The following is a 15,688-nucleotide window of genomic DNA, read 5'->3' on the forward strand; positions in this document are numbered from 1 at the left end:
TGGGGTGGGCAGCGCGCTGATCACCCCCGCGATGTTGGCCATCCTCATATGGACCTTTACCGGCCACGCCCGAACTGCCGCGATCGGCATCTTCTCGACTTCGGTCGGTGTCGGAATGGCTGCCGGCCCGGTACTGGCCGGCTTTCTGCTCGATCATTTCTGGTGGGGCTCGGTCTTCCTGATTAATGCTCCGGTCGCGGCATCAGGGTTGGCCGGCCCCGCCGTGTTCGTCCTGAATTTCCGTAGCCCCACGCCGCGGGAACGGGACCCCGCCGGAATGCTGCTGTCGAGAAGCGGGCTCGTCGCGTTGGCATCCGGGCTGATCCGGGCGGGGCAGGTGGCTACAGGTTCAGATACGAGCAGCGGCAACTGGCCGGCGTATTGGCGGCGCTGCGCCTCGACTGCGATCCGGAACGCCTGCTCGGCCCGCTGTCAGCCGAGTAACCGCGGGACGACCTCGGTCAGCCACGGCACCGCGACCAGCGCGGTCGGCAGGCAGACCACGCCCAACGCGGCCAGGTAGGCGGCGGCCGCCACGATGGGGGCCGGGCGGGCGGGTTCGGCCAGCCGGTGCACGCGCCACAGCACGTCGCCGCCGCCGATGCCGAGTGCGGCGGCCGGCCTGCTGCCGCCTGCCAGCCGCACCAGCGCCTGCGCCAGCGCACGCCGTCCGCAGCGGCGCACGGCGGCATCGTCGGCGAGGATCTCGATCAGCAGGCGGACCCGGTCGAGCGCGACCCGGCTGTGGACCACGCGCGGGAACGCCTCGTTGAGCACGGTGAACGCCTCGAGGACGAGGTCGTGGCGTGCCCGCAGGTGCGCCCGCTCATGGGCGAGCACCGCGTCGAGTTCGCTCGCGCCGAGCGAGTGCAAGGTCGAATCACTGAGCACGATGCGCGATCGGTGGAACCCGGGCAGGCAGTACGCGGTGGGGGTCTCGTGCGGCACGACCCGCACGCCGGCGGCGTCGTCGTCGGCGAGCAGGTCGACGAGTTCGCGGTGCCGGCGCCGCAACTGGCGGGTGCGCAGCCCGACCCGGTGCGCGGTCACCAGCAGCCGGCCGAGCACCACCGCGGTCACCAGCAGTGCGAAGCCGCGCGCCAGGTCCCCCGGCAACGCGAGGCGTTTGTCGAGCAGCACTTGTGACGCGACCGCGAGCCCGGCTCCCAGCCCGGCGAGAACGGCAGCCAGCGCCACGGCCTGCCACAGGGTGATCGCCGCGCGAGGAGCGCGCAGCAGGGCTCCGATCCTGCTCAGCGCCGCGGGCACCGGGCCGGCCAGCAGCACGGCCAGCACGCCGAGCACCAACGGCGTCATGGTCGGGCGGAGGCCCTGCGCCTGCCGCGCCGCGTGGGACGCCCCGGATCGGAGGCCACGACCTGGGCCAGCACCGCCTGCAGCGCGGCGGCCTCCTCGGCGCTGACGCCCTCGGCGAAGCGGAGCAATGCGGTGCGCCGCACGTCGGCGTCGGTGTCCTCGAGCACGTCCATCATCAGCCCGGCGATCATGGTCGCGCGCGGCTCGCTTGGTGCGTACCGATAAGCCCGCCCGTCGCGGTGCTGGACGACGATGCCCTTCTTGGCTAGGCGATCCAACACCGTCATCACGGTCGTGTAGGCGATGTCCCGTGCGGCGGACAGCTCGCTGTACACCTCGCGGACGGTGCACGGACCCTCCTCGCCGTGTGCCCAGAGGACGTCCATCACCGCTCGCTCGAGCTCACCGAGCTGTGGACGCGATCTGGTCGGCATGGCTCCAGACTATCGCGTGAATGACAGCACGTCGTACTACGCGGTTCGTACTACGTACCGTCGTAGTAATCTCTGCTACAGAGCGTAGTAGATCGGTCGGCTGGAAGGCAGCGCACGACGTGAACACCCTCGACATCTCCCGGTGGCAGTTCGGGATCATCACGATCTACCACTTCCTGTTCGTGCCCATCACGATCGGCCTGTCCGCGATCGTCGCCTGCTACCAGACCGCGTGGCTGCGCACCGGCACGGAGAGTTACCTGCGACTGACCAAGTTCTTCGGCAAGCTGTTCCTGATCAACTTCGCGATCGGCGTCGCGACCGGGATCGTCCAGGAGTTCCAGTTCGGCATGAACTGGAGCGAGTACTCACGCTTCGTGGGCGACGTGTTCGGCGCGCCGCTGGCGATGGAGGGCCTGCTCGCCTTCTTCCTGGAGTCGACCTTCCTGGGCCTGTGGATCTTCGGCTGGGACCGGCTGCCGAGGCGCATCCACCTCGCCTGCATCTGGATCGTGCACGTCGGCACCCTGCTGAGCGCGTACTTCATCCTGGCCGCGAACTCGTGGATGCAGCATCCGGTCGGTTACGCGCTCAACCCGAAGACGCACCGGGCCGAGCTGAAGGACATCGGTGCGGTGCTGTTCAACTCCACCCAACTGGTCACCTTCCCGCACACGATCAGCGCCTGCTTCCTGACCGGCGGTGCGTTCGTGCTCGGCATCGGGCTGTGGCAGCTGATGCGCGCCAAGACACCCGACGTCGACCGCGTGATGTACCGCAACGCCGCCCGGGTCGGCGCCTGGGTCAGCCTGGTTTCCGGCGCGTTGGTGGCGATCACCGGCGACCTGCAGGGCAAGATCATGACCGAGCAGCAGCCGATGAAGATGGCCGCGGCCGAGGCGCTGTACAACACCCGCTCGGGTGCGTCGTTCTCGCTGTTCACGATCGGCTCGCTGGACGGCAAGCACGAGATCTGGTCACTGCGGCTGCCGAAGCTGCTCTCCTTCCTCGCGACCGGCAGCTTCAACGGCAAGGTCGACGGGATCAACCAGATCCAGGCCGCCTACGTCGAGCGGTACGGTCCGGGCAGCTACCTGCCGGTCGTGCCCGCGACCTACTGGTCGTTCCGGCTGATGATCGGCCTCGGCGTGCTGGCGATGCTCGTCGCGGCCGCGACGCTGTGGGCGACGCGGCGCGGGCGGCAGCCTCGGTCCCGGCTATTGTTCGCCTCGGCCTTGGTGATCCCGGTGCTGCCGGTGGCCGCGAACAGCTTCGGCTGGCTGTTCACCGAGATGGGGCGCCAGCCGTGGGCCGTGTTCGGCGTGCTGAGCACCAGGGACGGGGTCTCACCCGGCGTCAGCCCCGGCGCCGCGCTGACCTCGCTACTCGCGCTCACCGTCCTCTACGCGGTACTCGCCGTCGTCGAGTTCGGCCTGCTGGCCAAGTACATCCGGGCCGGCGCCGACCCGTACGCCGAACCGGCGGACCTGTCGCTGCGCGACCTGGCCGCCTCCGGCAGCGCGGGCGAGGACGCCGACCGCCCGCTCACCTTCGCCTACTGACACGGGAGATTCGCCATGGACCTGGGCATCGTCTGGTTCTGCCTGATCGCGCTGCTGTGGATCGGCTACTTCACCTTGGAGGGTTTCGACTTCGGCGTCGGCATGCTGCTGCCGGTCCTCGGCCGCACCGAGACCGAACGGCGCGTGGTCGTCAACACGATCGGCCCGCTGTGGGACGGCAACGAGGTGTGGCTGCTGGTCGCCGGTGGCGCGACGTTCGCCGCGTTCCCCGAGTGGTACGCGGCGATGTTCTCCGGCTTCTTCCTGCCGCTGCTGGTGATCGTGCTGGCGCTCATCGTGCGCGGGCTGGCGTTCGAGTATCGCGCCAAGCGCGATTCGCCGCGCTGGAAGGCGCGCTGGGACGCGGTGATCATCACCGGCTCGCTGATCCCCGCGCTGTTGTGGGGCGTGGCGTTCGGCAACATCGTGCGCGGCGTGCGGCTTGGCCCGGACCAGGTGCTGCAGGGCTCGGTGCTGGATCTGCTCAACCCCTATGCGTTGCTCGGTGGGCTCACCACGCTGTTGCTGTTCCTGACGCACGGCGCGATGTTCCTGGCCCTGAAGACGACGGGCGACATCCAGGTGCGGGCCCGCCGGCTCTCCGACCAGGTCGGCCTGGCTGCCGCCGTGGTGGCGGTGGCCTTCCTGGCCTGGAGCTTCGCGCTACGCGGCAGCCCCGGCTCGGCGGTGCTGTCCGTGATCGCCGCTGGCGCGTTGGTGGCCGGGCTGGTGGCGTCCCGGCTCGGTCGCGACGGCTGGGCGTTCCTCGGCACCTTCGTGACGATCGGAGCGGCCGTCGCCGCGCTGTTCACGGGTCTGTACCCGGACGTGCTGCCCTCGCGGCTGAACGACGCGTGGTCGCTGACGGTCACGAACGCGGCGTCCAGCGCGTACACGTTGAAGATCATGACGATCGTCGCGGTGGCGTTCACCCCGCTCGTCCTGCTCTACCAGGGCTGGTCGTACTGGGTGTTCCGACGGCGGATCGGCACCCAGCACATTCCGGCCGCACCTGCGTCCGGGCCGCCCGCGGCTCCTGCCCACTCCCCCGCCGTGCGATGAAGCCGCTCGACCCCCGTCTGGTGCGCTACGCCACGCGAGCATGTGCCCCGCTGGCGGCGGTGGTGGCACTCGGCGTGGGGCAGGCGGTCCTGGTGATCGCGCAGGCGTACGCGCTCGCCGACGTGATCGTCGAACCGGTCCGCCACGGCGTCACGCTGCACACCGTCGCCGTCCCGCTCGTCGCGCTTGCCGGGATCGGGCTGGCACGCGGTTGCCTCACCTGGCTCACCGACGTGCTGGCGCAGAAGGCGGGGCTGCGTGTCACCGAGCAGTTGCGCAGCCGGTTGCTGCAGCACTGCCTGGACCTCGGGCCGGCCTGGCTGTCCGGGGCGCGGCGCGGCGAACTCACCGCGCTGCTCACGCGCGGCGTCAGCGCGCTGGAGCCGTACGTCGCGCGGTACCTCCCGACGCTCGCGCTCGCCGCGATCGTCCCACCGCTGTCCATCGCGGTGATCGCCTACCAGGACGGGTGGTCAGCGGTGATCATCGTATTGACGTTGCCGCTGATCCCGGTGTTCGGTGCGCTCGTCGGCTGGGCGACCCAGCGCCGCAGTGAGCGGCAGTGGCGCAGTATGGCCACCCTGGCCGGCCACTTCGCCGACGTCACAGCGGGCCTGCCCACGCTGGTGGCCTACCGGCGCGCCCGGTCGCAGTCCGAGCGGATCCGGGAGGTCACCCGCAAGCACGCCGAGGCGAGCATGGCCACGCTGCGGCTGGCGTTCGCCTCCTCGGCGGTGCTGGAACTGGTCGCCACCATCTCCGTCGCGTTGATCGCCGTGTCGGTCGGGCTGCGACTGATCGACTCGGCGATCGACTTCCGCGCCGCGCTGGTCGTGCTGCTGCTGGCGCCCGAGGCCTACTGGCCGCTGCGCCGGGTCGGTGCCGAGTTCCACGCGTCCGCCGAGGGCCTCGCCGCGATGTCGCAGGTCGCCGCGGTACTGGAGACGCCGCTGCCGTCGCGCGGGACCCGCACCGACGTCCCCGACCTGCGGACCGCCGTCATCGAGGTGCGCGACCTGGTGGTCCGCTATCCCGATCGCGCCACAGCGGCGCTCGGTCCGCTCACCCTGACGCTGCGGCCGCGCACCCTGCACGCGCTCACCGGCCCGTCCGGATGCGGCAAGTCCACCGTGCTCGCGGCAATGCTGGGGTTCGCGCCGATCGAGTCGGGGGCGATCACGGTCGGTGGCGTCGACCTGGCCGAGTTCGACCCCGACCGGCTGCGTTCACAACTCGCGTGGCTACCGCAACACCCGGCGATCCCGGCCGGAACGCTGGGCGACTCGCTGCGCCTGATGCGGCCGGACGCAACCGAGGAGCAACTGCACGGGGCACTCGAGCAGGTCGGACTGGGCCAGGTCATCGCCCGGCTGCCGGACGGCTTGGACACCGTGCTCGCCGGGCCGTCCGCCGACGCCGAAGACGGGGAGTCGGCCGCCGGGCTGTCCGCCGGCGAGCGCGCACGGCTCGCGCTGGCCAGGGTGCTGGTCTCGGAGCGTCCCGTGGTGCTGCTGGACGAGCCGTCGGCTCGGTTGGATGCGGCGACCGAGCAGGCCATCGTCGAGGTAATGCACCGGCTACGCCGGAACGCGACGGTGCTGATGGTGACGCATCGTGCGGGCACCGCGGCCGCGGCCGACGTCCGCATCGAACTCGAACCTGCAGGCGCCGCGGAGACGCCCGCGTCCGGCCGGTGCCCCGTCGGGAGCGCCGCGTGATCGGCGGGCGGTACGCGGCGTCGCTCGCACTGGGCACGCTCGCGCTCGCGTCCGGCGCGGCGCTGTCCGGAACCGCGGCATGGCTGATCACCAGGGCGTCGCAGCACCCCGCCGTGCTCGCGGTTACGGTCGCGGTCGTCGGCGTGCGGCTGTTCGGCATCGCCCGGCCGGCGCTGCGTTACGCGGAGCGGCTGACCGCGCACCGCGCCGCCTTCGCGGTGCTGGCCCGCGTGCGGGCGAACGTGTACGACGCGCTCGTACCGCTCACACCGGCGCGGCTGGGGTCACGGCGCAGGGGCGACGCGCTCGGCGCGGTCGTGGACGACGTCGACGCCGAACTGGACCGACTGCTGCGCGTGATCGCCCCGGCGATCGTGGCGCTGTTGGTGTGCGCGGGCACGATCGGGTTCCAGCTCGCCGTCCTTCCCGCGGCCGGCGCGGTGCTGGCCGGCGGCCTGTTCGTCTCGGCGGTGCTGGGGCCCGCGCTGAGCTACCGCCATGCCCGCGACGCCGAACGGCGCTTCGCTGTCGAGCGCGCCCGGCTGTCCACCGAGGTGCTCGACGTGCTCGGCGCCGCCGACGAGCTGATCGCCGCCGGTGCCGCGCCTCGAGCCGTGGCCGCTCTGCAATCGCGCGACCGGCAGGTGACGGCGGCGAAGGCGCGCGCCGCATGGGCGAACGGGCTCGGTGCCGGGCTGGCGAGCGCCGCTGTCGTGCTCACCGTGACCGGGACGGCGCTGGTGTGCATCCCCGCGCTGGCCGCGCACCGGATCAACGCCCCCACCGCTGCAGCGCTGGTCCTCCTGCCACTCGCACTGGCCGAGGTCCTTGCCCCGCTGCCGGAGGCCGCGACGGTTGCGGTGCGGGTCGCGGCGGCGCGGCGCCGACTGCGCCGCCTGCTGTCCGCTCGGCCGGCGGTGGCGCCCTGTCACGACCCGCGGCCGCTGCCCGCGGGGCCGGTGCACCTGCGCCTGACCCAGGTCAGCGCACGCTGGTCCGACGGCGGGCCTGTCGCGTTGCAGCCGATCGATCTGGACCTACCGCCCCGGCGCAGGGTCGCGGTGGTGGGGCGGTCCGGCTGCGGGAAGTCGACGCTCGCCGCGGTGCTGCTGCGTTTCCTCGACCCAGCGGGCGGGCAGTACACCGTGAACGGCCAGGACGTGCGCACCCTCGATCCCGACGATGTCCGCGCCGTGGTCGGGCTGGTCGACGATGCGCCGTACCTGTTCGCGACCACCCTCGCCGAGAACGTCCGGCTGGCCCGTCCGGATGCGGACGACGCGGCGGTCGAGGCGGCGTTACGACGGGCCCGACTCGGTGACTGGCTGGACGCGCTGCCGCACGGGCTGGCCACCCGGCTCGGCGACGGCGCGGCCGCGGTGTCCGGCGGCGAGCGGGCGCGCATCGCGCTGGCTCGCGCGTTCCTGGCCGACCAGCCGGTGCTGGTGCTCGACGAGCCCACCGCCGCGCTCGACACCGCCGCGGCGCAGGCCCTGCTCGAGGACATCCTGGCAGCCGCGGCCGACCGGACCGTCGTGCTGATCACGCACCGGCTCGAGGGGCTGGATCAGGTCGACCAGGTCATCGATCTGAGCCGCGACCGGATCGGGCGGCCCCGGAACTCGAGCTCGGTGCGGTCAACCAGGTAGAGATCGGCGTCTGCGACGTGGCGCGCAGCGCTCGCTGGTGCGCCGAGACGCTCGGCCTGGCCCGCGTGGGGGCTGGAGGTCGCGCGCTTCGCCCCGGCGCCGAGGTGATGTCCGCCTGCTCGCCCCGGCCGGATCGGGACCTTGGCCCCTACGCGTGCGATCGCCGGTTACCTACCGTGACCTAGGTTTCCGCATCCGCAGATCAGAGGGGTCACGTATGGCCGAGCCGGCGCTACCGCGGCGGACGCGTTCGGCTGTCCGGCGCCTGCGGCACGATCCAGGGGCTCAGCCGTTCATCGTGATCTGGGAGGTCACCCGCGCCTGCCAGTTGGCATGCGTGCACTGCCGGGCCGACGCGATCCGGCACCGCGACCCGCTGGAGCTCAGCACTGCCGAGGGCAAGAACCAGTTGGCCGACCTCGCCGCGTTCCCGCCGCCGCACCCGCTGGTCGTGCTCACAGGCGGTGACCCACTCGAGCGTGCCGACCTGACCGAACTGGTCGCCTACGGCACCGGCCTCGGGCTCAGCGTCGCGTTCTCCCCCTCGGTCACCCCGCGGCTGACCCGCGACGCCCTGGTCGAGTTGCGGGACGCGGGGATCAAGGCCGTGTCGCTGTCGCTGGACGGCGCAACCGCACGAAGTCACGACGCGTTCCGCCAGGTTCCCGGCGTGTTCGACGCGACCCAGGACGCCATCGCCACCGTCCGCAGTCTCGGGTTGCGGCTGCAGCTCAACACCACGGTGACCGCGAACAACGTCGCCGAACTGCCGGCGATCCTGCGCCGGGTGCTGAGCGCCGGGGCCGGATTGTGGAGCGTGTTCTTCCTGGTGCCGACCGGGCGCGGCAGCCGGCTGCGTCCGCTGTCGGCCGTCGAGGAGGAGGACGTCTTGCACTGGCTCTACGACGTTTCCGAACTCGTCGCGGTGAAGGCGACCGAGGCGCCACACTACCGGCGCATCGCGATCCAGCGCACGCAGCAGCCGAGGCCGCCCTGCGGCGAGCTCGGCGCCCGGCTGCGCGACGCCACGTCCGACCTGCTCGCCGGGCAGGTCTCGACCAGGCCGCGGCGCCCGCCGATCGATGTCAACTCCGGCCGCGGGTTCGCGTTCATCGACCATCGCGGCGAGGTCTACCCGAGCGGATTCCTGCCGGTGACGGTGGGTTCGGTCCGTACGGCGCCGTTTGCCGACATCTACCGCGACGCGCCGTTGCTGCGCGCCCTTCGCGACCCCGACGCGCTCGGCGGCAAGTGCGGGCGCTGCGAATTCCGCGACGTGTGCGGCGGATCCCGCTCCCGCGCCTATGCCGCGACGGGCGACCCGTTGGCCGAGGACCCCAGCTGCCCGTACCAGGCTGCCGTCGGCGTGATCACCTCGCGCTGAACTCGCGGGCGCCCCGCGTAAATTCGCGTGAATGGCGCTGTCCCGCAAGGCCGGCTTCGTCGCGGTGGCCTACGCGTTCGGCGTGACCATGTTGAGCACGACCCTGCCGACCCCGCTGTACCCGCTGTACCGCGGCGCGTTCGGGTTCTCCGAGCTGACGGTGACCCTGGTGTACGCGGCCTACGCCGTCGGCGTGCTCGCCGCGCTGGTCGCGTTCGGCAACGTGTCGGACGCGGTCGGCAGGCGGCGCGTGCTGCTGCCCGGTCTTGCGGCCGCACTGCTCAGCGCGGTCGTGTTCCTCACCGCGGCGGACCTGCCGATGCTGTTCGTCGGTCGGGTGCTGTCCGGGCTTGCCGCCGGGCTGTTCACCGGCACCGCGACAGCGACGCTCGTCGACCTCGTCCCCGATCGCGACCGGGCGCTCGGAAGTCTGGTCGCGACCCTGGTCAACATGGGCGGGCTCGGCGTCGGCCCGCTGCTCGCCGGGGTGCTCGCCGAGTACGTCGGTGCGCCGTTGCGGGTGACGTTCGTCGTCGATCTCATGTTGCTCGTTCCGGCGTTCATCGGCGTGTTGCTCGCCCCGGAGACCGTGACCGAGACCTCGCGGTCGCGCCGCCCGCCGCTGGCGGTGCCGCGGCAGGTGCGCGCGGTCTTCGGGCAGGCGGCGCTGACCGGGTTCGCCGGCTTCGTCGTGCTCGGCACGTTCACAGCCGTCAGCCCCGCGGCGTTGAGTCAGTTGCTGCACCAGCACAATCTCGCTGTCGTGGGCGTGGTCGTCTTCGTGGTGTTCGCGGCGTCGACGGCGGGCCAGCTCGCGCTGCCGCTGTTCACCACTCGCGTCGGCCTGCCGGCGGGGGCGGCCACGCTGACGCTCGGCGCGACGCTTATCGCGGCCGCGCTGTGGCGCGAGCCGCTGGCGCTGCTGATCGTGGGCGGCGTCGTCGCGGGGTTCGGCCAGGGCCTGGGCTTTCGCGCCGGGATCGCCGCCGTGAGCACCGCGGTGTCGGCCGAGCGTCGCGCCGGCGTCACGTCCGCGCTGTTCGCCGTGCTCTACATCGGCATCTCGGTGCCGGTCGTCGGCATCGGGATCGCGGCGCAGAGCGCCGGGCTGAAGACCGCCAGCGTCGGTGCCGCACTCGCGGTCGCCGTGCTCAAACTGCTCGCGGCGACCAGCCTGCTGGTCCGCCCGGTTGCCGAGGCCGAGCGGTAGTTCCGCCCGCCACGTCGGTCCGCTAGCCTGGCGCACACAGCCGGGCTATGACGTTGGCGTTGGGGGCCGCGATGCGTCGCAGGTTGGGTAGGTTCGGCGCACTTACGGCCGTCGCCCTCTTCCTCTGCGCCGGGCCTGCCGCGGCGCAGCCGAACGGTGCCGCTGTTGCTGCGCTCTCCTTCGACGACGCGGCGGCGATCACGCTGGCGCCCGGCGACGACCCGCAACCGGTGCTCGTCCTCAACGCGACGACGACCCTGCATCACGTCTTCATCTCACTACAGGCGACGACCTCATCGCCGGCGAGGACGCCGACGCTCGCAGTGTCGGCAACGCTGGACACCCGGACGATCGGTACCACTCCGGTCGCCGCCGAGGTCCCGGTCTCCGGATCGCTCACCGTGTTCGTGAAGCCGACCGGTACCAAGGGCGACGCGTACCTCGTCGTGTCCGACGTCCAGGACGACCTGACGATCCGGCGCGCGCTCCACGTCGCGACGGCCGCGACCGGCAAGCCGGCGGTGACCAGCTGGAAGCGCACCGTCTCGGACACCGGAAGCGACGGTCGCATCGGCACGATCCCGCTCGCCGCCGGCCAATCGTGCGGCACTCCCGCGGAATCGTCGGCGGTCGTCGTAAGCGGCGACGACGACCAGCTCACCGTGACCGGCACCTGTACCGCCGGGCTGGTGACGCTGCGCGCGAAGGGCATCGACGGTGCGCCGGTCGGCGTGTACTCGGGCTCGCTGAAGATCGGCGACGCCGACACCAGCCTGGAACTCACCGTTCGGGCCCCGTGGTGGCAGGCGGTGATCGCGCTCGCCATCGGCATCGTGCTGGCGCTGCTGCTGCGTTCGATCGCGGGACGGCGTGCGCTGTGGTCGCTGCGCAGGCGCATCCGCGAGCTGCCCGACCCGACGCACCCGCCGGACACGAAGTGGCACAAACGCGCCGGCGCCGAGGTGGCGACGACCCGGACGGAGCTGGCAACGCGTTGCGCCGACACGCAGGTCTATCCGAGCTGGCAGCGTGGCGCGGTGCGGTGGCTGCGGTGCCTGTTCGTGCCGACACCGGCGGCCGCGAAGCTGACGGCCGACGTCGAGACGGAGCGCGCGGATGCCGAGGCGAAGATCGCCGCCTGGGACGCGGGCGCCGCGGCCAAGCTCGACGCCCTCGGTGCGCTGACCGTGCCGGCGGGCACGCCGATGAGCAAGCTCGCCGCGCGGGCAGCCGACATCGCCGGCGATCCGGGCAAGGGCATGCTCGCGCCGAGCGACTCGGCGCAGACACCGGCGGCGCAGCGGGCGGGCGTCGACGGATTGGCGGCCGTCCTGGACGAGGCCGAGGCGATTCTCACCGTTGCCGAGACCGCCCGCCGGGTAACGGTGATGCTGCAGCAACTGGCCGGCGCGACTCCACCCGCGTCGTCCGACGACCCCGCGCTGGCCGCGGCCGTGCTGCGCGCCTGGCGGCAGAACTACGCGGACGCCGAACTGCGCCTGACCGGTGCCGAGCAGGAGATCGCCCGCACCGTAGACGCCCGTGCGCTGCTCACCGACGGATTCGAGGACCGCGTCCACGACGCGACGCTGATCTTCGACCGGCTCGCCGTCGTACCGCCCGTCGACGCGCACACCCGCACGCTCGCCGCGTCGCAGAGCGGTGGTGTCACGGCGATGTGGTGGCAGTCGATTCCCGCGCGGCTGAAGGAGGTCGCGGCGGACGCCGGCCGGTTGGTGGCCGGGCGCGCCGTGCTGATCAGCGACCTGCTCGCGGTCGGCGTGGCGACACTGGTCGTCCTCGTCGCCGGCCTGACCAGCCTCTACGTCGGCAAGGACTGGGGAAGCGGCCTCGACTGGTTCACCGCGATCATCGCTGCGGCAGGCGGCACGCTCACGATCGCGCCGCTGGTCGCTGCCCTGGACCGGCTCGGCGCGGGCACCGACCCGGCGGCGCCGTCCGGCGGTGACGCGTGACCTCGACGGTCGACGGCGGCGGCACGCTGTCCAACCCCGCGCCGGAGCCGCCCCGCGACTGGATGCGGCGTCGGCGGCTCGTGCACCTGACGGCGGCCGCGCGCAGCATGTTCTCCCGCCGGGACAGGCGAATCGTCCGCGGTGCGGTGCTCGTGCTGTGCCGTGGAGACGGTTCGGACTTCCTGGTCCGGCTGTTCGGCTACCAGCGGCGCCGGCCGGTCCAGATCGCCGAGGCAGAACGGCTGCAGATCTGGGAGGTCCGCTGCCTCGAGGGGGCCGAGCGTGCCGTCATGGAGACCATCAGCCTCAGTTGGCGCGAGTACGGCGATGACTCGTTCGGCGACATCCGCACCACCCGGTTGCCCGGCGTCCGCTACGAGACGGCGCAGGTGTCGAGCCAGGTCCTTGCAGGCGCCTTCGCGCAGATGAACCTGGCCCCCGAGCCGGACTCCGGTGCCGGGGTCGTGGTGGCCGTGATCGACAGCGACGTGCGCCGAGAACTGGTTCCCGGCCTGCACGTGCACCGGGTCGATCCCGAACGCACGCGCATCAGGAAGCCGTTCCGGCCGTTCCGCGACCCGAACCGGTTCCACGGCACCGCGGTCGCCGCGCTGATCGGGCAAGGCGCCCCAGGAGCCGAGCTGGTGTGGTCGCCGCGCCCGGTCGACGTCGAGTTCTGGCTGAACAAGCAGGTCCGCGCCGTCGTCAAGCGTGCGGGCGGACGCCCGGTCGTCGCCAATCTGAGCTGGACCTACCTCGACGAGGCGCTGACCGAACAGGAGCTGATCGACTTCCGCTATGCGGTCGACACCGTGCTGTCCGACCTGATGTCCGACTGCGTGCTCGTCGCAGCCGCGGGGAACATCACGGCCGGTGTAACCGGTTCGCCGATGGGTTACCCGGCGGGTTCGGAGTACGTGCTGGCGGTGGCCGGCGCGAACGCCGACGGCGCGCCGTCGCCACAGTCACGGCACGGCAAGGACTACGGACCGTGGTGCCTGGCTCCATCCGGAGCCGATCGCTCCGCGGGGCTGATCGAGGTCGCGAACAAGGCGTTCGGCGGGACGTCGATGGCCTGCGCGCTGGCGAGCGCACTGGTCGCGGCAGAGTTCGAGTCGCGCACGCCGGTGGCGATGCTCGCACACCTGGAGGCGCTGATCGCGCGAGATCCCGAGCGGCTCCTGCGCCGCTGAACGAATTCGTCCGATCCGTGCAGCGACCGCGCAACGGCGCCGCTCGACCGACCGAGCCCGGCAATCTGGTTACGATCAAAGTGTGTCGGACCAGCAGGCAGCCGAGCGGTTGGAAGCGTTGACGGCCCTGACCGACTCTGCCCTGTCCCGGTTGGACATGGACGATCTTCTCGACGAACTGCTCGACCGGGTGCGGCTGATCCTCGATGCCGACACCGCTGCCGTCCTACTGATCGATGACGGATCGAGCTACGTCACCGCCCGTGCCGCTCGCGGGCTGGAGGAGGAGGTGCGGCAGGGCGTCAAGGTGCCCTTCGGCGCGGGGTTCGCAGGTTCGATCGCGGCCCGCAAGGAACCCGTGCTCCTCGACCACGTCGACGCCACGACGGTCACGAATCCGCTGCTGTGGGAAAAGGGCATCCGAACGATGCTCGGCGTGCCGCTGCTCAGCGCGGATCGGGTCACCGGGGTGCTGCACGTCGGTCGCCTCGAGCCACGCTCGTTCACCTCGCAGGACGCCGAACTGCTGCAGGTCGCCGCCGACCGGGTGGCCAACGCTCTGCAGGCCACCCAGCTGGCCGTCGAATCGGCTGCGGCGCAGATGCTCGAACGTGGGCTGATGCCCACCCACCTACCGGAGGTTCCCGGGATCGAGTTCGCGTCGCGTTATGTGGCGGCGGACAGCCGGATCATCGGCGGCGATTGGTTCGACGCCTTCGTCCTGCCTTCGGGCCGGCTGTGGCTCGTCACCGGTGATGTCGCCGGACACGGTCTGGACGCCGCGGTGATCATGGGGCGGGTCCGGAGCTCGCTGCGTGCCTATGCCCTCACCGAGGCGCCCGTTGCCGACGTCGTGCGACTCACCGACGCGAAGGTCCTGCACTTCGAGATGGGCGCCATGGTGACCGTCGTCGGCGCGGTCGCCGAGCCACCATACGATCGTTTCGACGTCTGCACCGCGGGACACCTGCCTCCGGTGCTGGCGGTTCCGGGCGCGCACGGCGCACTGCTGGACCTACCCGTCGGACCACCGATGGGCGTCGAACCGAACCTCGCCCGCAGCTCAGCCGCAGTGGAGTTGCCGAGCGGAGCCGTGTTGATCCTGTACACCGACGGCTTGGTGGAACGACGCGACCGCCCGCTCGACGAACAACTCGAGGTGCTGTGCCGCGCCGCGTACGCCGACAAACCGGAGGCCGTCTGCCGCGAGGTCATGCACACCATGATCGGTACCGATCCCACGGGCGACGACATCGCCGTGCTCGCGGTCCGCCGGACGCACGACGTCTAGGACCGCCTCGGACGCGCCCTCACGCGGCGGTTCAGGGGGCGGCGACGCACTCCTGCCGCTGCCGGCCCAACCCGTCGATCCCGAGCTCGACCACGTCGCCGGCGCGGAGGTAACGAGGTTCACGCTGGCCCATCGCGACCCCGGGTGGCGTTCCCGTGTTGATGATGTCGCCGGGCTCCAGGACCATGAACCGGCTCAGGTAGGCGATGATCGCCCCGACGCCGAAGATCATGGTCGCGGTGTTCCCGGTCTGCCGCCGCTCACCGTTGACGTCCAACCACAGTCCCAGCGCCTGCGGATCGGGGACCTCGTCAGCCGTCACCAGCCACGGACCGGCGGGGTTGAACGTCTCGCACGACTTGCCCTTGATCCATTGGCCACCGCGCTCGAGCTGGAATTCGCGCTCGGACACGTCGTTGCACACGAGATATCCCGCGACGGCCTCGAGTGCCTCCTGCTCCGAGGACAGGTAACGGCACTGCCGGCCGATGACGACCCCGAGCTCGACCTCCCAGTCGGTCTTGGTCGAACCTCGCGGTATCCGAACCTGGTCGTTCGGTCCGACCAGAGTGTTCGGCGCCTTGGCGAACACGATCGGTTCTGTGGGCAAGGCCTGCCCCGTCTCGGCCGCGTGGTCGGCGTAGTTCAGCCCGATGCAGATGATCTTCTCGGGCTTCGCCACCGGAGCACCGACACGCAGACCGCTGGAGGACAGCGAACCGGCCCGCGCCGCGAGCCCGGCCGAGTCGCGTCGTAGTGCGGTCAGCGCATCGCTGCCGAAGAACCTTCCGTCGAAGTCGCCGACCTCCGCGCTCACGTCGACGACCAGGTCCTCACCGACGAGCAGGTGTGCACGTTCCTGTCCGGGTGCGCCCAGTCGCATCAGCCGCAT

General features: G+C 71.6%; 13 protein-coding genes. 10 read left to right on the plus strand and 3 right to left on the minus strand.

Going from position 1 to position 15,688, the window contains the following annotated elements:
- The first annotated feature begins 31 nt into the window (after positions 1 to 31).
- Positions 32 to 523 carry an MFS transporter gene (locus M6B22_RS22090; protein ID WP_407935653.1) on the plus strand — a complete coding sequence of 164 codons (492 nt, stop codon included), beginning with the start codon at positions 32 to 34 and terminating at the stop codon, positions 521 to 523.
- Here M6B22_RS22090 and M6B22_RS05760 read toward each other — a convergent pair.
- Both M6B22_RS05760 and M6B22_RS05765 read right to left on the minus strand, forming a co-directional pair.
- Positions 433 to 1,317: a M56 family metallopeptidase gene (locus M6B22_RS05760; protein WP_269444821.1), complete on the minus strand. Its 885-nt coding sequence runs from the start codon at positions 1,315 to 1,317 to the stop codon at positions 433 to 435. The genes M6B22_RS22090 and M6B22_RS05760 overlap by 91 nt on opposite strands.
- Positions 1,314 to 1,751 (minus strand): BlaI/MecI/CopY family transcriptional regulator, encoded by a 438-nt coding sequence (locus tag M6B22_RS05765; RefSeq protein WP_269444822.1) that lies wholly within the window; start codon positions 1,749 to 1,751, stop codon positions 1,314 to 1,316. The genes M6B22_RS05760 and M6B22_RS05765 overlap by 4 nt, the downstream gene beginning before the upstream one ends.
- A 119-nt stretch (positions 1,752 to 1,870) precedes the next feature.
- Between M6B22_RS05765 and M6B22_RS05770 the strand changes: the two genes are divergently transcribed.
- From M6B22_RS05770 to M6B22_RS05810, 9 genes are all read left to right on the plus strand, one after another.
- Positions 1,871 to 3,313 (plus strand): cytochrome ubiquinol oxidase subunit I, encoded by a 1,443-nt coding sequence (locus M6B22_RS05770; protein WP_269444823.1) that lies wholly within the window; start codon positions 1,871 to 1,873, stop codon positions 3,311 to 3,313.
- Between the two features lie 15 nt (positions 3,314 to 3,328).
- Entirely contained in the window at positions 3,329 to 4,375 is a 1,047-nt protein-coding gene (gene cydB, locus M6B22_RS05775; protein ID WP_269444824.1) for a cytochrome d ubiquinol oxidase subunit II, read from the plus strand.
- The gene (gene cydD, locus M6B22_RS05780; RefSeq protein ID WP_269444825.1) at positions 4,372 to 6,093 is read left to right on the plus strand and encodes a thiol reductant ABC exporter subunit CydD; all 1,722 of its coding nucleotides are present in this window, start codon (positions 4,372 to 4,374) and stop codon (positions 6,091 to 6,093) included. The genes cydB and cydD overlap by 4 nt, the downstream gene beginning before the upstream one ends.
- Entirely contained in the window at positions 6,090 to 7,742 is a 1,653-nt protein-coding gene (gene cydC / locus M6B22_RS05785) for a thiol reductant ABC exporter subunit CydC (protein WP_269444826.1), read from the plus strand. The genes cydD and cydC overlap by 4 nt, the downstream gene beginning before the upstream one ends.
- 217 nt (positions 7,743 to 7,959) lie before the next feature.
- Positions 7,960 to 9,126 carry a TIGR04053 family radical SAM/SPASM domain-containing protein gene (locus tag M6B22_RS05790; RefSeq protein ID WP_269444827.1) on the plus strand — a complete coding sequence of 389 codons (1,167 nt, stop codon included), beginning with the start codon at positions 7,960 to 7,962 and terminating at the stop codon, positions 9,124 to 9,126.
- Positions 9,127 to 9,157: 31 nt separating this feature from the next.
- Positions 9,158 to 10,336, plus strand: coding sequence for an MFS transporter (locus tag M6B22_RS05795; RefSeq protein ID WP_269444828.1), 1,179 nt, complete (start codon positions 9,158 to 9,160; stop codon positions 10,334 to 10,336).
- Positions 10,337 to 10,383: 47 nt separating this feature from the next.
- Positions 10,384 to 12,312, plus strand: coding sequence for a hypothetical protein (locus M6B22_RS05800; protein WP_269444829.1), 1,929 nt, complete (start codon positions 10,384 to 10,386; stop codon positions 12,310 to 12,312).
- A complete protein-coding gene (locus M6B22_RS05805) occupies positions 12,309 to 13,505 on the plus strand; it encodes a S8/S53 family peptidase (protein ID WP_269444830.1) in 1,197 nt (398 codons plus the stop codon). Before M6B22_RS05800 ends, M6B22_RS05805 begins: the two co-directional genes overlap by 4 nt.
- Positions 13,506 to 13,587: 82 nt before the next feature.
- On the plus strand, positions 13,588 to 14,796 hold the full coding sequence (locus tag M6B22_RS05810; protein ID WP_269444831.1) for a PP2C family protein-serine/threonine phosphatase: 1,209 nt from the start codon (positions 13,588 to 13,590) through the stop codon (positions 14,794 to 14,796).
- Positions 14,797 to 14,827: 31 nt separating this feature from the next.
- On the opposite strand, the gene M6B22_RS05815 is transcribed toward M6B22_RS05810, so the two are convergent.
- Positions 14,828 to 15,688 (minus strand): fumarylacetoacetate hydrolase family protein, encoded by an 861-nt coding sequence (locus tag M6B22_RS05815; protein WP_269444832.1) that lies wholly within the window; start codon positions 15,686 to 15,688, stop codon positions 14,828 to 14,830.

It is taken from the genome of Jatrophihabitans cynanchi, from assembly GCF_027247405.1.
In the GTDB taxonomy this organism is placed as follows: Bacteria; Actinomycetota; Actinomycetes; order Mycobacteriales; family Jatrophihabitantaceae; genus Jatrophihabitans_B; species Jatrophihabitans_B cynanchi.

Bases quoted from the DNA above. Each gene is read 5' to 3' on its own strand.
- M6B22_RS22090 (WP_407935653.1), top strand. From the start codon at position 32: ATGTTGGCCATCCTCATATGGACCTTTACCGGCCACGCCCGAACTGCC.
- M6B22_RS05760 (WP_269444821.1), bottom strand. From the start codon at position 1,317: ATGACGCCGTTGGTGCTCGGCGTGCTGGCCGTGCTGCTGGCCGGCCCG.
- M6B22_RS05765 (WP_269444822.1), bottom strand. From the start codon at position 1,751: ATGCCGACCAGATCGCGTCCACAGCTCGGTGAGCTCGAGCGAGCGGTG.
- cydB (WP_269444824.1), top strand. From the start codon at position 3,329: ATGGACCTGGGCATCGTCTGGTTCTGCCTGATCGCGCTGCTGTGGATC.
- cydD (WP_269444825.1), top strand. From the start codon at position 4,372: ATGAAGCCGCTCGACCCCCGTCTGGTGCGCTACGCCACGCGAGCATGT.
- M6B22_RS05790 (WP_269444827.1), top strand. From the start codon at position 7,960: ATGGCCGAGCCGGCGCTACCGCGGCGGACGCGTTCGGCTGTCCGGCGC.
- M6B22_RS05795 (WP_269444828.1), top strand. From the start codon at position 9,158: ATGGCGCTGTCCCGCAAGGCCGGCTTCGTCGCGGTGGCCTACGCGTTC.
- M6B22_RS05800 (WP_269444829.1), top strand. From the start codon at position 10,384: ATGACGTTGGCGTTGGGGGCCGCGATGCGTCGCAGGTTGGGTAGGTTC.
- M6B22_RS05815 (WP_269444832.1), bottom strand. From the start codon at position 15,688: ATGCGGCTGATGCGACTGGGCGCACCCGGACAGGAACGTGCACACCTG.